This window comes from Acidovorax sp. 1608163 (assembly GCF_003669015.1).
GTDB lineage: Bacteria > Pseudomonadota > Gammaproteobacteria > Burkholderiales > Burkholderiaceae_C > Acidovorax.
This window is the reverse complement of the sequence record NZ_CP033069.1, coordinates 5,003,930-5,017,786: the sequence shown is the minus strand read 5'-3', so window position 1 is coordinate 5,017,786 and position 13,857 is coordinate 5,003,930. Positions and strand designations below refer to the sequence as shown.

Sequence of the window (13,857 nt, the reverse complement as noted above, 5' to 3'; positions counted from 1 at the left end):
AAACTGCAGTTGCCACAAACATCTGTGGTCATTAAATATGAGGAGCAAAAATGATTTACTGGAATAAAAAATTCACTGAGCTTATTCGCCAGGGTGATGGCAGCCTGTGGGGAAATTGGTCTATGGTCGGTAATGTGGACCTGGGCGCATACGGAGTCATCAACCCCGAGACTGCCGAATTTGATGTCATGGGAAATGTGTTCCACGAGCACGAAGAAAAATTTTCCACAGCCGAAAAACGAACCGGTGACTTCATTTTCATGACCAGCGGTGTCAAGAAGCATGATGTGGCTACCAAGATTGACGGAACCTTTATTGATCCAGAGACAGGAACAAAAATCAATGGCGGCGTGAAGTTTAGCTGGGGATTTTCAAGGAGTACCGACCTGCTTGCTCAATATACCGCCGTGAGGTCCAAGAATATTCAAAACACCCAGAACCTGATGAAGATTGATGTTTTTAAAACACTCAAGACAGCCGCAGGCACCAAGGGATATTTGAATGGTAGCGGGGGTATCAAGCCTGGGTTTGTAGTCATTACCAGTGTGGTGCGCAGTGCTGGCGGCTTCATGATTGGATCGCAGTCGGACAACCAGACATTCAGCATTGGCGGTTCAGCCAAGGGGACATCTTCACTGGTTGAAGGGCTGAAGGCTGGCGGTAAAGCGTCGTACGCCTTCAGCGAGGCCAGCGAATCGATCGTCAAGTATGTTTTTCCCAGCCCCAATGAGGTTATCAGCGATACCGATGAATCCGAACGTGCGCCAATAGCTTTCAAAGTGATTACCTTTGATGGAAATGCCATGCTATCCAACTGGCAAGGCTAATCAGAAATTTGGATTTAAAAATTTATTTATACAAGGAAAACACTATGTCTATCACCATCACCGTAACCAACAAGGGCGCCTTTGTTGCCCACTGCCGTCTGAGCTGGATTCAAGACGATTTTCAGCAACAAGCTACCAGCGAACATTCCATGACTGCGGGGACCAATTGGTCGTTCACGCTGCCTGAGGGAGATATCAAAAACCTGCAGCTCTGGGTGGAGCATGACACGGGCCTGGTCTGGAAGCCCAGAAATGCCACAGGCACCATCATTTGGAAAAACCCAGCCCTGGAAATCAAAAATGGCGAAGCCCGTGTCGAAATTTTCGGCACCACGCTGATCAATTATGGTGTCGAGTGGAAAAATCCATGAGGCAAAGACATGAAAATTTCAGTGACATTTCCATCACCACCAAAGATTCAGACGCTTCTGAAGAAATTATCAATACCTTGAAGCTTTTCAAGAATGGGTATTTGCTAAATACCATCAACCAAACCATCGACAACACCATCTACCTCTTGGGCAGCATTTCAAAAATCACAAGAGAACATCTGGACAATAACGGATTTCAAAGCCTACTCAAAAAAGCAAAAGAGGTTGATTACAAATACAAAGAACTCAAGACAAAATACGAGAAGCTGCCAAAATAAACTTAACAAAAACTCGTCACATCATGTCTATAGAAATTCACAACACACTCACCAACCGTGAGCTAGAGATATTGGAACTTCTGGCACGGGGTGAACTGGTGAGAAATATATCGAGTCAACTCGAGATCTCATTAAAAACTGTGATCAAACACAAGGAAAACATCATGAGAAAATGCAAAACAGGAAAATCAATCAATCTTGTGGGTATCTTTTATCATCATGCCAGTGATATAAAAAAAATATCCCAAAAATCCTTTTTCGCATAAAGAAAAGCAAGTCATCAATTTACTTGCCCAAGGCATGAGTGACAAGATGATTGCCCGCGAACTGGGTATCAGCCCTTTTACCGCAGGGCAACATCGTAAAAGCATGCTCAAGAAATCAGGTGCTCAAAACACCAGACACATGCTTTTTCTGGCATGGGAGTCCGGATGGCTTGCATTGCAGCCAGAAGCAAACCGCAGTTTCATGAGCACCGCGACATGCTCACCAATGGCCATGGGCCATTCAGGGTAAGTTCCTTTTCATTAAATCCAGGAGATTCAAAATGACACACCAAACCAACCTCGTAAAAAATTTCGTCTTTTCCACCCGGCATGTTCTGGTGCTGGCCGCTTGCTTGTCTTGCGTGTTGTTGGGCGTGGGCGCAGATCGCGCCCACGCCGGCTACATCGACACATCCGGCGGCTGGAAGCAGCCCCAGGAGCAGGGAATGAATAGACGGCACGCGGTCAATATTGCAGGGCAATGCCAGCAAATCAAAAGCCGCAGCGCCAATGGCGGCCAAGCGGGTGCCATGATCGTTGCCGGGCCACACACCACGGCAGATGACCCCAAGGTTCATCTGACCGTACGGCTGTACAACGAGCAAGGGGAACATGACAAGAGTTGCCACGTTTACGTGAACTCCAAAGACCAATTTAGCGGCTGCAACTGCAAATGAGGGACCTGCCGCCCTGGCGCGGGACAAACAATGGCGCCAGCGACAGGGCGACTCTCAAAACTCCCCGGACCACCCGCACCCAGCCGGATTCACAGCCCTTCGGAATACAGCCCTCGTCACAGCTGCGAAGGCCGCTTCACATGCAACACCTGCAGTGGCTGCGAGCGCCCGCGCACCTGCACCTCTTCAGGCGTGCCCAGGGCGTCGGCCACGCCGGCAAGGCGGGCGGCCTCCAGCGACAGCACCAGCCGTGCGCCCACCACTTTGGAATGGTCTTGCAGGCGGCTGGCCGTGTTCACCACCTCGCCCACAGCACTGAAGGTGGTGGTGTCTTCGTAGCCCACCTGCCCCAGCGCCACGCGGCCTGCGTGCAGGCCCATGCCAAAGTCCAGCGACTGGCCAAACTGGGTGCGAAAGGTCTCGCTCCAGGCGTCCATGCGCTGCTCGATCAACGTAGCGGCCTGCACGGCCTGGCGGCAGGCGGTGGGCAAATCGGTCTCCAGCCCAAAGATGGCCATCACGCTGTCGCCAATGAACTGGTTGGCCAGGCCGCCGCCGTCTTGCACGGCCGCGCCCACGCGGGCGAAGTACTGGTCCAGCATCCAGGCCAGGTCAAACGGCCACTGCCGCTCGGCCATGCCCGACCAGCGGCGCAGGTCCACAAACAAGATGGCCACCTGCCGCTCTTGCCCCAGGCGCCCTGGCAGCGGGGCCTGGCCGGGCTGGAACAGGGGCGTGATCTGCACATCGCCGGTGGGCCGCAGCTGGCAGGCCAGGCGCACGCCCGGCGGGGCCTGCACGCGGGCCAGCGTGGTGCGCTCGTCGCGGCCAGGCTCGGGCACATGGGCACTGGGCCCATCCACCCGCACGCGGCAGGTAGAGCAGCGCGCCCGCCCGCCGCACAGCGCCAGGTGGGCAATGCCGTGGCTGCGGCTGGCCTCCAGCACCGTAAATCCGCGCGGCACTTGCACAGCGCGGTCGGGGTAGCGCAGGGTGATGGGGCCGCCCCCACGGCAGCGCCGCAAGGTGCGCCATGCCCAGCGCAGTGCCAACAAGGCGGCCACGGCGGCCACCCAGCCCCAGCGCAAGGCATCCTCCAGCCAGGCCGACGCCGCCACCGCCTGCGCGGTGCGGCCCGAGGGCGGTGGGGGCAGCGCGCTCACCTCCCAGGCAATCTCGCGCGCCATAAATAGCAAGCCCAGCGCCGCCAGCACCGGCAGCAGCACGGTCCCCGTGAGCAAGGCGGGCTGCCAGCGCCGCCACCCTGGCCGCCCGCGCATCGCCATGTGCAGGCCCAGGCAGCCATGCCACCACGCCGTGATGAGCAGCAGCGACTGCAGCACCAGGTTCTCGGGCCGGGCCAGGCCATTCACCATGCGGCCGTAGGGGGGCGATGCGCCCATGGATTCAAACGCCCAGCGCGTGGCCACAAAATGCCCGGCCAGCAGCAGCGGCAGGCACAGGCCCAGTGCCAGCCGCACACCCTCCACCCACGGCATGCGCAGGCTGCGCCGCTGCCACAGGGCCACGCCTGCCAGCGCCAGGTGCGTGAGCAGCGCGCCATACAGCAGCACCGTGCCCGGCACCGAATGCCACCCACTGCTGATCACCTCCAGCAGCGCATCGGCCACCTGCAAAGACACCAGCCCCGTGGCATGGTTGCCCAGGTGCAGGGCCACGTAGCACCACAGCACCAGGCCACTGGCCCAGCGCACCTGGCGAAGGGAAGGCAGGCGCGAGCGGATCAGGGCAAGGGACATGGAAGGGAGGTGATGGAAAAAGTCAAAACACAGGGCACCAAGATGCCATGCGAGGGAGAAATGCCAGGGAGAAATGCGAGGGCGAGCCCCCTCACAAAGAAAGGCCCCGCAGGCGGCGGCGCCGACAACGCGGCCCACCCGCCAAGAAGCCCACCACAGAAGCACAGCACAACACTGAATTCTGAAGCTTGTGAGCATAATCCGCCCACTTCGCACACCTCTGCGGCGCCAGCCTTGGGTGCTGCGCCCACCCCTTTGGTTCCATGAACGCACCGCAATCCCCCCGCTCCACCCTGGCCCTGCGCCGCATCGCCCTGTTTGAAGGCCTGGGCGAGGCCTGCCTGGACCGCATTGCCGCCGAGTGCGACTGGCGCACGGTAGAAGCCCGCACGCCCCTGTTCACCCGCGCATCGCCGGGTGGCGAGGTGTACTTTTTGTGCGCGGGGCGCGCGCGCATCACCACCTACGCGGCCAGCGGGCGCGAGGTCACGTTTCGGGACTGCGAGGCGGGCGAGCACTTTGGCGACCTGTCGGCAATTGACGGGCAACCCCGCTCGGCCGACGTGGTGGCGCTGGAGGCCAGCGTGCTGGCCAGCCTGTCGGCCCCCGCCTTCATCGCGATGCTGGAGCGCGAACCCATCGTCGCCATGCGCATGATGAGGAACCTCACGGCCCTGGTGCGGCGCCTGACCGAGCGCGTGATTGACCTGAGCACCCTGGGCGTGCAAACCCGCCTGCACGCCGAGCTGCTGCGGCTGGCCCACGCCAGCGGGCTGCAAAGCGACAACACCGCCCGCATCGACCCCGCCCCCGCCCACGCCGTTCTGGCCAGCAAAATCAGCACCAACCGCGAGCAGGTCACCCGCGAGATCAGCGCCCTGACCAAACGCGGCCTGCTGCGCAAGGATGGGCTGCACGCCCTGGTGGTGACCGATGTGCAAGCCCTGGCCGACCTGGTGGCCGAGGTGCGCGGGGACTGAGCCCGCAGCCAGCGGGGCATTGCGCCGCTTGCAGACACCCACGCGTGCACAAGCGCGCGCTGCGAACGCACTGAATGCTCATATATTCATAGCTGCTAGCGCTTACCGGATAAGCGCTACAGGCCTATTTCTCCTTTAATCCCGCTGCCTGCACCGTAGCGGGGGCGCCCGCCTCGGTGCTTTGCAGCAGCCACTGCCGAAAGCACTGCAGCGCATGCAACTGGGTGCGCCCCTCCGGGTAGCAAAACCAGTAGCCCACATCGCCCTGGTAGCCGCCCGCCTGCGCCAGCGGGGCCAGCGGCTCGCGCACCAGGCCCGAGGTGATCTCGTCCTGCACCAGGCAGCGCGGCACCAACGCCAGGCCCATGCCCGCCATCACCGCGCGGATCATGGTCTGGAACTGGTCAAACTGCGGCCCGGCCAGCGGGTCGATGGCACCCTCCACACCGTGCGTCTGGCTCCAGCGCAGCCAGGCCTCGGGCACCGTCACATGGCGCAGCAGGGTGTAGCGCGCCACATCGCGCGGGGTGTGAAGGGGCCAGTCCGCTACCTTGGTGCGCGGCGCGATCAGGGCCACATCCTGGCCCGTGAGGTAGTGGGCATGCGCCCCAGGCCAGTGGCCATCGCCAAACAAAATGGCGCAGTCCAGCTCGGGCCGGGTGAAGTCGTAGCTGTGCACGTACGGCACAAAGTGCAGCGTGATTTGTGGATGCAACTGCTGGAACTGCGGCAGCCGCGGAATGAGCCACTTGGCCGCAAACGTGGGCAGGCTGGACAAGTGCAGCGCACCGCCGCCGTCATCGCTGGTGATCAGTTCCAGCGTGGCGGCCTCCAGCTGGGCCATCAGGCCGCGCACGGCTTTTTCATACCGCTCGCCCGCCGGGGTCAAGGCCAGGCGCTTGCGGCTGCGCTCAAACAGGGGCACGCCCACCCAGGTTTCCAGCTCTTTGACCTGCTTGCTCACCGCGCTTTGAGTGAGGTGCAAGGCCTCGGCCGCGCGCGAAACACCGCCAAACCGGGTGACGGTAGAAAACGCCCGCAGCAGGTGCAGCGGGGGCGAAAGGCGGCGCAGGGAAGACATCGGCAGGTTCTTAAATCATTCCATATTGGAATGTTATCAGGCACATCCGTTGCTTGGTAACTGGCACTCCATCCTTTAACCTCCTCTCACGCAAAAGGAAAACCGCTATGCAACGCCGTCAACTGCTTGCCGCGCTGGCCGCTACATCTGTCGCTCCTGGAATATCCTGGGGCCAAGAAGCCAAACCGCTGCGCGTCATCATTCCCTTCCCGCCAGGGGGCGCCACCGACATCACCGCCCGCAGCCTGCAAGAGCCGCTGGCGCGCATCCTCAAGCAACCCGTGGTGCTGGAAAACCGGGGCGGCGCGGGTGGCTCCATCGGCATGGCCGAAGTGGCCCGCGCCCCGGCAGACGGCCTCACCATCGGCGTGGCCACCCTGTCCACCCACGGCGTGAACCCTGCCGTGTACAGCAAGCTGCCCTATCACCCCACCAAAGACTTTGTGGGCGTGACCGAGATCGTGAAAGCCCCCGGCGTCATCGTCATCAACCCCGCTGTGCTGCCCGTCAAAGACTTTGCCGATCTGGTCAAGCACCTCAAGGCCAACCCCGGCAAAGTGTCGTACGCCACGCCGGGCAACGGCACCATCGGCCACATGTGGGGCGAGCTGTTCAAGAGCAGCACGGGCACCTCCATGGTGCACATCCCCTACCGTGGTGCAGGCCCGGCCATCAACGATGTGCTGGCAGGCCAGGTGGCGGTGTACTTTGACCAGGTGGCCTCGTCGCTGCCGCACATCAAATCGGGCAAGCTCAAAGCGCTGGCAGTGTCATGGCCTGGCCGACTGGACGTATTGCCCGAGGTGCCCACCTACGCCGAGCTGGGCTACAAGCAGGCCAACGAGCCTTCGTGGTTTGGCCTGGTGGCGCCCGCAGGCACGCCTGCCGCCGCCGTCGACCGCATCCAGCACGCCGTGGCCCAGGCCCTGAAAGAGCAGGCCGTGGCCGAGAGGCTGGCGGGGCAGGGCCTGTATCCTTCAGGCACCCCATCCAAAGACTTCACGGCCCAGATCGGCCGCGAAATTGAAAAAATGAAGCACGTGGCCGAGTTTGCCAAGGTGAAGCTGGACTGACACCGCCCCGCACGCCACCACCAGGCCCCCCCACGCACCTCACCCACACAGGCCATAAGTCGGCATACTGCGCATGCGTTCATGCCCAGATGCCGGTCCGGGCGGCCAGGCCAGCCGCCCCCATTCACAGAGCCTTGCCTATGCATGCAGCCTTGAAACTGATCCACCACCGATTCCAACAAGCCCAGCCCGGCGCCACCGGCTCGCCCGGACGCCCCGCAGCGGCAACCACCCCAGCGGCCACGCCCGCCATGGTCAGCACCGTGCCCGGCACCAGCGCCCTGGTGTTTGATTCGCCCCACAGCGGCACCCATTACCCCGCAGACTTCCGCTCCGCCTGCAGCCTGCCCACGCTGCGCCGCGCCGAAGACACCCACGTCGAAAAAATCTACGCCTTCGCCCCCGCCCTGGGCGTGGCCTGGGTCGAAGCCCACTTCCCCCGCATCTACCTGGACGCCAACCGCGACACGCTGGAACTGGACACCACCCTGCTAGACGCCCCCTGGCCCGACGCCGTGGCCACCGACCCCACCGTGCTGAACAAAGTGCGCCTGGGCAAGGGCCTGATCTGGAAGTTCACAGACGAAGGCGAGGCCATCTACAAACGCCTGCTCACCGTGGACGAGGTGCGCGCCCGCATTGACCGCTGCTGGCGCCCCTACCACGCCGCCGTGGCCCAGGCCATTGACGCAGCCCACGCCCGCCACGGCTACAGCATCCACATCAACTGCCACTCCATGCCCGCCATATCGGCCAGCCACGCCACCGACTTTCCGGGCCTCGTGCACGCCGATTTTGTGGTGGGCGACCGCGACGGCACCACCGCCAGCCCCGCCCTGTCGGCATTGGTGTGCGAGCACCTGCGCGCCTGTGGCTACAGCGTGGAATACAACTACCCCTACAAAGGCGTAGAGCTGGTGCGCCGCTACAGCAACCCCGCCCAGCACCGCCACAGCATCCAGCTGGAGATCAACCGCAAGCTGTACATGGATGAAGACACGCTGGCTGAGCACCCAGAGGGCATGGCACGGCTGCAGGGGGATTTGAAGGCGTTGACGGAGAAGTTGTTGGGGACGGATCCGCGCGGCGGATGACTTGAAAATGCCTGCGCAACAACTCAGTCCGGAATGACCTCAAAGACGATGAACTGATTAGCCTGGGTATTGACCGTAAAGTTGTTGTCTGCCGCCAGCACGATGGTCCGGTGCCCGTTCGGCAAGGTTTTCCCCCAGGTGATGGCTTCAATGTTGTCGAGCTTCACACCCTGGTAGTTGATGGGCATCTCCAGCAGCAGCTTCCGACTCATGGGTGTGTAAGTTGCTGCGCCCGTGAGGCTCACCATGCTGGTCACGTTGGTCGTGCCATCGGTGATTTCGGTGAGCACCAGACGGATGGTGTTGCCAATACCTGAGGCAAAAGCGCGCTCCACCGCGATGAACTTCTTGTTGCCAATGGCGAGGAAGTCCGAGAGGCCATTGTCCGGGCCGAAAGGCGCGCCCGCCGGAGCATCCACCGGAATCTTCGGCAACTGGTACGCATACTGCGCCTTGGCTGAGCCCGTGGCCGGGTCAAGGGCCGTCACACGCACCACGCTGCCCGCCTGCAGGGTGGTGATGGGGCCGTCCTGAATCAGCGCGTCCTCATTGGCCACGAACACGGTGCCATCGGGTGCCACGGTCAACGCTTCAAACAGCTTATTGCTGCGCCCGCCCGTGGTGGTGTTGTCCACGTAGTTGTAGATCGCCGGTGTCTTGAACTCGCGCACAAACTTGCCCGCAGTGGTCATCTCTCGCACAAAAGGCTGGAACAAAGTAGCAGCCGTCGTGCCCCAATTGCCCTCAGACGACCAGTACAGGTTGCCATTGGGTGCCAGGCGAATCGCCTCTGGGTCCACCGTGCGTGCAGTGGCGGGGAAAGAAGATCCATCCTCGCGCTGCATGTACGTCTGGCGGTTGATCTTGACGGTGACAGAGCCGGTGTCGGCATAGTCAATGCTCAGGTTGTAAAAGCGCGGCGTGCCCCGCTCGCCGCCCCGGTCGTCCGAAATGGCCCAGAAACTGCCATCCGTGGCCTGGTCCAGCCCCGAGATACCACCAAATTCCACCCCCTCAAACAGCGTGCCCGTAGGAATGGAGGCTGTGCCGATCAATTTGAGCGAGGCGACGCGGGATTCGCCCGCGTGATTGCCATCGTCGCTACCGCCGCACGCGACCAAGGCGACCGACAGGGCGGTGAAGGCAGAAGCCGCAGCCAAGCGACCCCAGAAGGAGTGGAGTACGGAGCCCATATCAAGTCTTTACACGGTGATGGAGGAAGCCCGGAAGTTTGGGTGGGGAGTGCGTCAAAGGTATGACACCCCAGCCAGCCAAGCAGACACCAGGCGGGTGTTGCTGTGGGGGCCTCTGGGCGGCCAGCCACGGCTTGCCTCCATGCAGCGCCCTAGAATCAGCAAGAAACCACGCCGCACCAGGAGACCTTTTTCATGCGCATCCTTATCGCCGAAGACGACCAAGTGCTGGCCGATGGCCTGCTGCGCACGCTGCGGGCCTCGGGGGCGGTGGTGGACCATGTGGCCAGTGGCAGCGAGGCGGATGCGGCGCTGATGACCAACAACGAGTTTGACCTGCTGATCCTGGACCTGGGCCTGCCCAAGTTGCATGGGCTGGAGGTGCTCAAGAAGCTGCGCGGCCGGGGCTCGGCGCTGCCGGTGCTGATCCTCACGGCGGCCGACAGTGTGGAAGAGCGGGTGAAGGGGCTGGACTACGGCGCGGACGACTACATGGCCAAGCCCTTCAGCCTGCAAGAGCTGGAGGCGCGGGTGCGCGCCCTCACACGCCGGGGCATGGGCGGGGCCAGCAGCGCCATCAAGCACGGGCCGCTGGTGTACGACCAGGCCGGGCGGGTGGCGACGATTGACGGCAAGATGGTGGAGCTGTCGGCCCGCGAGCTGGGCCTGCTGGAGGTGCTGCTGCAGCGCGCCGGCCGCCTGGTGAGCAAGGAGCAGCTGGTGGAGCGCCTGTGCGAGTGGGGCGAAGAGGTGAGCAACAACGCCATCGAGGTCTACATCCACCGCCTGCGCAAGAAGATTGAGAAGGGGCCGATTCGCATTGCTACCGTGCGCGGCCTGGGCTATTGCCTGGAAAAGATTCCGGGCTAGCCGTATCGATTCGGGGCGCATTCACTATGAAATCAATAGCTGCTAGCGCTTATCCATTGGGCGCTAGAGCCTTATTTCACTCAAAACGCCAATCCGCACCGGGGGCGTGGTGAAGATTTTCCAGCGCGAGCAGCGCTCGCTGTTTGGCGAGATCCTCGACTGGATGCTGACGCCGCTGCTGCTGCTGTGGCCGGTGAGCCTGGCACTGACCTGGCTGGTGGCACAGGGCCTGGCCAACAAGCCGTTTGACCGTGCGCTGGAGTACAACGCCCACGCCTTGGCGCAGCTGGTGAGCGTGCAAAAAGACGGCGAAAAGGGAGAGAAGGGCGGCGAGGTGCAGTTCAACCTGCCGCAGCCCGCCAGCGAAATCCTGCGGGCCGATGACTCGGACATCGTCTATTACCAGGTGATGGGGCCGGGGGCGAATTCCTCTCGGGCGAACGCGAGCTGCCCGAGCCCCCGCCGATGAAACCCCCATGTCTGGCGAGGTGCGCCTGCGCGATGCGGAGCTGCGCGGGGTGGAAATCCGCGTGGCCTACATCTGGGTACGGCTGCCGCTGCAGGGCGGCCCGCTGGCGCTGGTGCAGGTGGCCGAAACGCGCGAGAAACGCAGCGTGCTGGCCACCGAAATCATCAAGGGCGTGATGCTGCCTCAGTTCGTCATCTTGCCGCTGGCGGTGCTGCTGGTGTGGCTGGCGCTGGCGCGGGGCATTCAGCCGCTGAACCAGCTGGAGCAGCGCATCCGCGCGCGCAGCCCCGATGACCTCTCGCCACTGGACGACCACGCCGTGCCGCTGGAGGTGGCGCCGCTGGTGTCGTCCGTCAACGACTTGCTCACGCGGCTGAACGAATCGCTGGCCACGCAAAAGCGCTTCCTGGCCGACGCTGCCCACCAGCTCAAGACGCCGCTGGCGGGCCTGCGCATGCAGGCCGACCTGGCGCAGCGCGAAGGCACGAGCACCGAGGAACTCAAACGCTCGCTGCAGCAGATTGGCCGCTCCAGCATCCGCGCCACACACACCGTGAACCAGCTGCTGGCACTGGCGCGGGCCGAGGGCAGCGGCGTGGGCATTGCGCGCCAGCCGTGTGACTTGGCCGAGCTGGCCATTGAGGTGGTGCGCGACTCAGTGCCCCGCGCGCTGGACAAGCACATCGACCTGGGCTACGACGGGGCCGACCCCGGATCGCCCGGCGTGTGGCTGGACGGCAACCCCACGCTGCTCAAGGAGCTGGTGCGCAACCTGGTGGACAACGCGATCAACTACACGCCCTCCACGCCCGACAAGCCCGGCGTGGTCACGGCCCGCGTGCTGGCCGACACCTTTGGCCATGTGCTGATGCTGCAGGTGGAAGACTCGGGCCCCGGCGTGCCCGAGGCCGAGCGCGAGCTGGTCTTCCAGCCCTTTTACCGGGCGCTGGGCAGCGAGGCCGATGGCTCGGGCCTGGGCCTGCCCATCGTGATGGAGATTGCAGCCAAGCACGGCGCCGAAGTGCTGCTGGAAGACGCCCACCCCGGCCAGCAACCGCCGGGGGCGCGGTTCAGCGTGCGGTTTCCGGCGCGCACGGAAGACGCGGGCTGAGGCAGAACATGTGGGCGCGGGCCCGCCGTTTCAGACGACCTTGCGAATGCCCATGAGGGCCATGAACAGGTAGCCGTTGTCGGTGGGTGCGCGGTACACGCCCTGGGCTTCGAGCACGTAGGCGGCCACACCGGCCAGTTCCCAGGCATCGACCACGTCGGCCTTCCACTGCGGCACCACCAGCGGGGCAAAGCCGTTGTCCAGCCCGTACTGGCGCACAGCGCTGATGCGGCCCACCACCTGGGGGTGCAGGCTGAAGTTGGCCCACGACCAGCGCCAGGTGCCGCTGGTGTTGGAGATAGAGCCGATGAACTCCACATCGGCCACCACGGCGGGCACGCCGCCGCTTGAGAAGGTGAGCGTGGCGCTGGCCTGGTCGTAGTCAAAGCGTTCGTGGGTGGACAGGCCGTACGCCTCGGTCAACCGCCCCTGGCGCGTTGCCAGCGCCTGGTGGCACACGGTGACGGTGTCCACCCACAGGGCTTTGACCTCGTCGTCCATGGCCTGCACGCTGGCGGCGCGGGCATCCTGGTAGCAGTGCTGGCACACCAGGCGGATGTTGACCTGCCCCTCGTTCTTCTCGTTCCACTCGCCCTCTTGCTGAAACAGCCGCTCGCACGCGTCGCACCAGGCATCGGGGCAGGGCTCTTCGGCCGTGGGTGGGTTGCAGTGCCAGGTCTGCACGGGCTGCAGCAGCAGGTGGTCACACAGGTAGGCACCTGCCGACGGGCCGTGGGTGTCGCAATGGGGTTCGGTGGCAGCAACGATAGGGGTCGGAGTGGAGGTGGATTCGGTCATCGGAACGGGTTTTCAAGGCGGTCAACGCAGGCCTGCCAGCCACTGCGCGTAGGCGGGGTGCTGCGAGATGGAATTGTGGCCCACACCATCGGCCACCTGCAGCGTGGCCACGCCGGGCGCAAAGCGCGTGTGCAGCAGCCGGGTGCTGGCTTCAGGGATGACTTCGTCGTGCTGCGCCATCAGCACCAGGGTGGGCGCCGTCACGGCAGGGGCGTAGCGGCCCGAATCAAACGGATCGCGCAGCAGCCAGCGCACAGGAAAAAACGGGAATTGCGCGCTGGCAATGCCAAGAATGCTGTCGTAAGGGGTGACCAGCACCAGGCGCTGCACCGGGCGCTGGCTGGCCAAGTGCACGGCCACGCCCGTGCCCAGGCTGCGGCCCACCACGGTGACGTTAGGGTGCTGGACGTGTACGTGGTCGAACAGCGCAGCCGCGTCAGCGAACAGGGCATCTTGTGTGGGCTGGCCGGTGCTGCCGCCATAGCCCCGGTAGTGCAGCAGATACAGCGCATGCCCCGCAAAGGCGGTCTCCAGCTCTGGCAGGCTGGCGGACACATCTTCGGCATTGCCGCCAAAGTACACCAGCGCGGGTGCGCCAGGGCGTGGGCGGTGGGTCACCACCAGTTGAGCCCCCGGCACGGCCAGGCCAAAGCTGGGCACCTGTGGACCCGCGCTGCGCGGCTGAGGGAAGTAGATGAGCGAGCGCTGAAAGCCCCACAGGGCCGCGCACAGGGCCACATACACCAGCGCCCCCACACCCAGGGCCACAGCAAGAGAACGGGGGAAAGAAGGCATGGAGATCGGCTCAAGGGGACGTGAAGAAGACGGAGAGGATCGCACCAGCACCAGCACCAGCACCAGCACCAGCACCAGCACCAGCACCAGCACCAGCACCAGCACCAGCACCAGCACCAGCACCAGCACCAGCACCAGCACCAGCACCAGCACCAACGCCGGACCCGGCGGCGTGGACCACGCCCTGCGCGGTGGTGGCACCGGCGTCGGCAGG

Annotated in this window: 15 protein-coding genes and 2 pseudogenes; 12 read left to right on the top strand and 5 right to left on the bottom strand. The window is 63.3% G+C overall.

Features of this window, described 5'->3' with window-relative positions:
* Positions 1-50 precede the first annotated feature (50 nt).
* From EAG14_RS22410 to EAG14_RS22385, 6 genes and pseudogenes are all read left to right on the top strand, one after another.
* Positions 51-827, top strand: a complete 777-nt coding sequence (locus EAG14_RS22410; RefSeq protein ID WP_121730205.1) for a hypothetical protein — start codon at positions 51-53, stop codon at positions 825-827.
* Positions 828-871: 44 nt separating this feature from the next.
* Complete coding sequence (locus EAG14_RS22405) at positions 872-1,198, top strand: hypothetical protein (protein WP_121730204.1); 327 nt, start codon at positions 872-874, stop codon at positions 1,196-1,198.
* Positions 1,183-1,476 carry a hypothetical protein gene (locus tag EAG14_RS22400; RefSeq protein WP_162996074.1) on the top strand — a complete coding sequence of 98 codons (294 nt, stop codon included), beginning with the start codon at positions 1,183-1,185 and terminating at the stop codon, positions 1,474-1,476. Before EAG14_RS22405 ends, EAG14_RS22400 begins: the two co-directional genes overlap by 16 nt.
* A 23-nt stretch (positions 1,477-1,499) precedes the next feature.
* Positions 1,500-1,742: a response regulator transcription factor gene (locus EAG14_RS23825; RefSeq protein WP_121730202.1), complete on the top strand. Its 243-nt coding sequence runs from the start codon at positions 1,500-1,502 to the stop codon at positions 1,740-1,742.
* Positions 1,741-1,992, top strand: a pseudogene (locus EAG14_RS22390) (response regulator transcription factor); the annotation flags it as partial. The gene EAG14_RS23825 and the pseudogene EAG14_RS22390, both read left to right, overlap by 2 nt.
* A gap of 31 nt (positions 1,993-2,023) precedes the next feature.
* Entirely contained in the window at positions 2,024-2,419 is a 396-nt protein-coding gene (locus EAG14_RS22385; protein WP_121730200.1) for a hypothetical protein, read from the top strand.
* 116 nt (positions 2,420-2,535) lie between these two features.
* On the opposite strand, the gene EAG14_RS22380 is transcribed toward EAG14_RS22385, so the two are convergent.
* On the bottom strand, positions 2,536-4,179 hold the full coding sequence (locus tag EAG14_RS22380; protein ID WP_121730199.1) for an adenylate/guanylate cyclase domain-containing protein: 1,644 nt from the start codon (positions 4,177-4,179) through the stop codon (positions 2,536-2,538).
* Between the two features lie 263 nt (positions 4,180-4,442).
* Here EAG14_RS22380 and EAG14_RS22375 point away from each other — a divergent pair, with 263 nt between their 5' ends.
* Positions 4,443-5,159, top strand: coding sequence for a Crp/Fnr family transcriptional regulator (locus tag EAG14_RS22375; RefSeq protein ID WP_121730198.1), 717 nt, complete (start codon positions 4,443-4,445; stop codon positions 5,157-5,159).
* A 124-nt stretch (positions 5,160-5,283) separates the two neighbouring features.
* Here EAG14_RS22375 and EAG14_RS22370 read toward each other — a convergent pair whose 3' ends face one another.
* Complete coding sequence (locus EAG14_RS22370; RefSeq protein WP_121730197.1) at positions 5,284-6,240, bottom strand: LysR substrate-binding domain-containing protein; 957 nt, start codon at positions 6,238-6,240, stop codon at positions 5,284-5,286.
* Positions 6,241-6,347: 107 nt separating this feature from the next.
* Between EAG14_RS22370 and EAG14_RS22365 the strand changes: the two genes are divergently transcribed.
* Both EAG14_RS22365 and EAG14_RS22360 read left to right on the top strand, forming a co-directional pair.
* Positions 6,348-7,313, top strand: a complete 966-nt coding sequence (locus EAG14_RS22365; protein WP_099657222.1) for a tripartite tricarboxylate transporter substrate binding protein BugE — start codon at positions 6,348-6,350, stop codon at positions 7,311-7,313.
* Between the two features lie 140 nt (positions 7,314-7,453).
* Positions 7,454-8,407 (top strand): N-formylglutamate amidohydrolase, encoded by a 954-nt coding sequence (locus EAG14_RS22360; RefSeq protein ID WP_121730196.1) that lies wholly within the window; start codon positions 7,454-7,456, stop codon positions 8,405-8,407.
* Positions 8,408-8,430: 23 nt separating this feature from the next.
* Here the strand turns inward: EAG14_RS22360 and EAG14_RS22355 are convergent, their stop codons facing one another.
* Positions 8,431-9,600 (bottom strand): esterase-like activity of phytase family protein, encoded by a 1,170-nt coding sequence (locus EAG14_RS22355; protein ID WP_121730195.1) that lies wholly within the window; start codon positions 9,598-9,600, stop codon positions 8,431-8,433.
* A gap of 195 nt (positions 9,601-9,795) precedes the next feature.
* Here EAG14_RS22355 and EAG14_RS22350 point away from each other — a divergent pair, with 195 nt between their 5' ends.
* The 3 genes and pseudogenes from EAG14_RS22350 to EAG14_RS23815 all read left to right on the top strand — a co-directional run bounded on the left by EAG14_RS22350 (position 9,796) and on the right by EAG14_RS23815 (position 12,050).
* Positions 9,796-10,470 carry a response regulator transcription factor gene (locus tag EAG14_RS22350; protein WP_099657225.1) on the top strand — a complete coding sequence of 225 codons (675 nt, stop codon included), beginning with the start codon at positions 9,796-9,798 and terminating at the stop codon, positions 10,468-10,470.
* 163 nt (positions 10,471-10,633) lie between these two features.
* Positions 10,634-11,042, top strand: a pseudogene (locus EAG14_RS23820) (sensor histidine kinase N-terminal domain-containing protein); the annotation flags it as partial.
* Positions 11,043-11,114: 72 nt separating this feature from the next.
* Positions 11,115-12,050 carry a sensor histidine kinase gene (locus EAG14_RS23815; protein WP_371414434.1) on the top strand — a complete coding sequence of 312 codons (936 nt, stop codon included), beginning with the start codon at positions 11,115-11,117 and terminating at the stop codon, positions 12,048-12,050.
* A gap of 30 nt (positions 12,051-12,080) precedes the next feature.
* Here EAG14_RS23815 and EAG14_RS22340 read toward each other — a convergent pair whose 3' ends face one another.
* Together EAG14_RS22340 and EAG14_RS22335 are read right to left on the bottom strand one after the other, a co-directional pair.
* Positions 12,081-12,848 carry a DUF6882 domain-containing protein gene (locus EAG14_RS22340; RefSeq protein WP_240456886.1) on the bottom strand — a complete coding sequence of 256 codons (768 nt, stop codon included), beginning with the start codon at positions 12,846-12,848 and terminating at the stop codon, positions 12,081-12,083.
* Between the two features lie 21 nt (positions 12,849-12,869).
* Entirely contained in the window at positions 12,870-13,844 is a 975-nt protein-coding gene (locus EAG14_RS22335; RefSeq protein WP_240456885.1) for an alpha/beta hydrolase, read from the bottom strand.
* Positions 13,845-13,857 lie beyond the last annotated feature (13 nt).

Excerpts from the sequence above, each read along its gene's own strand:
- EAG14_RS22410 (WP_121730205.1), top strand. The coding sequence starts at position 51 with ATGATTTACTGGAATAAAAAATTCACTGAGCTTATTCGCCAGGGTGAT.
- EAG14_RS22405 (WP_121730204.1), top strand. The coding sequence starts at position 872 with ATGTCTATCACCATCACCGTAACCAACAAGGGCGCCTTTGTTGCCCAC.
- EAG14_RS23825 (WP_121730202.1), top strand. The coding sequence starts at position 1,500 with ATGTCTATAGAAATTCACAACACACTCACCAACCGTGAGCTAGAGATA.
- EAG14_RS22385 (WP_121730200.1), top strand. The coding sequence starts at position 2,024 with ATGACACACCAAACCAACCTCGTAAAAAATTTCGTCTTTTCCACCCGG.
- EAG14_RS22380 (WP_121730199.1), bottom strand. The coding sequence starts at position 4,179 with ATGTCCCTTGCCCTGATCCGCTCGCGCCTGCCTTCCCTTCGCCAGGTG.
- EAG14_RS22375 (WP_121730198.1), top strand. The coding sequence starts at position 4,443 with ATGAACGCACCGCAATCCCCCCGCTCCACCCTGGCCCTGCGCCGCATC.
- EAG14_RS22370 (WP_121730197.1), bottom strand. The coding sequence starts at position 6,240 with ATGTCTTCCCTGCGCCGCCTTTCGCCCCCGCTGCACCTGCTGCGGGCG.
- EAG14_RS22365 (WP_099657222.1), top strand. The coding sequence starts at position 6,348 with ATGCAACGCCGTCAACTGCTTGCCGCGCTGGCCGCTACATCTGTCGCT.
- EAG14_RS22360 (WP_121730196.1), top strand. The coding sequence starts at position 7,454 with ATGCATGCAGCCTTGAAACTGATCCACCACCGATTCCAACAAGCCCAG.
- EAG14_RS22355 (WP_121730195.1), bottom strand. The coding sequence starts at position 9,600 with ATGGGCTCCGTACTCCACTCCTTCTGGGGTCGCTTGGCTGCGGCTTCT.
- EAG14_RS22350 (WP_099657225.1), top strand. The coding sequence starts at position 9,796 with ATGCGCATCCTTATCGCCGAAGACGACCAAGTGCTGGCCGATGGCCTG.
- EAG14_RS23815 (WP_371414434.1), top strand. The coding sequence starts at position 11,115 with ATGCTGCCTCAGTTCGTCATCTTGCCGCTGGCGGTGCTGCTGGTGTGG.
- EAG14_RS22340 (WP_240456886.1), bottom strand. The coding sequence starts at position 12,848 with ATGACCGAATCCACCTCCACTCCGACCCCTATCGTTGCTGCCACCGAA.